We start from the raw sequence: 577 nt of genomic DNA, 5'->3' as shown, positions 1-577 counted from the left end.
CCAACGTCTCCCACGACGGCAACCTGATCGTCACCGCCACCGACCCCGCCGGCCCCTGGTCCGAGCCCACCTACCTCCCCGACGTCCACGGCATCGACCCCGACCTCGCCTGGGACGAGGACGGCACCTGCTGGTGCACCGTCGCCGGCGTCAGCCAGTACCGCATCAACCCCCACACCGGCGAGACCCTCACCGAAGCCTCCCCCGTCTGGTCCGGCACCCCCGGCGCCCTCGCCCCCGAAGCACCCCACCTCTACCGCATCGGCGACCACTGGTACCTGATGATCGCCGAGGGCGGCACCGAACGCGGCCACGGCGTCTCCATCGCCCGCGGCCCCTCCCCCAGCGGACCCTTCGAACCCTGCCCCTGGAACCCCATCCTCACCCACCGCAGCACCCGCAAACCCATCCAGAACACCGGCCACGCCGACCTCGTCCAAGCCCCCGACGGAAGCTGGTGGATGGTCCTGCTCGGCGTCCGCCCCCAGGGCGGCACCCCCGGCTGGCACATCCTCGGACGCGAAACCTTCCTCGCCCCCGTCACCTGGCAGGACGGCTGGCCCCTCGTCGGCGAGGT

Annotated in this window: 1 protein-coding gene; it reads left to right on the top strand. The window is 72.4% G+C overall.

Annotation, left to right across the window (positions count from 1 at the left end; translation table 11 throughout):
• The coding region (locus tag ACFP3V_RS31290; RefSeq protein ID WP_380591060.1) for a family 43 glycosylhydrolase at positions 1 to 577 on the top strand (577 nt) is incomplete at both ends.

This window comes from Streptacidiphilus monticola (genome assembly GCF_042658505.1).
In the GTDB taxonomy this organism is placed as follows: domain Bacteria; phylum Actinomycetota; class Actinomycetes; order Streptomycetales; family Streptomycetaceae; genus Streptacidiphilus; species Streptacidiphilus monticola.
Note: the sequence above shows the minus strand (reverse complement) of the source record. Positions and strands in the feature narration are given on the sequence as shown.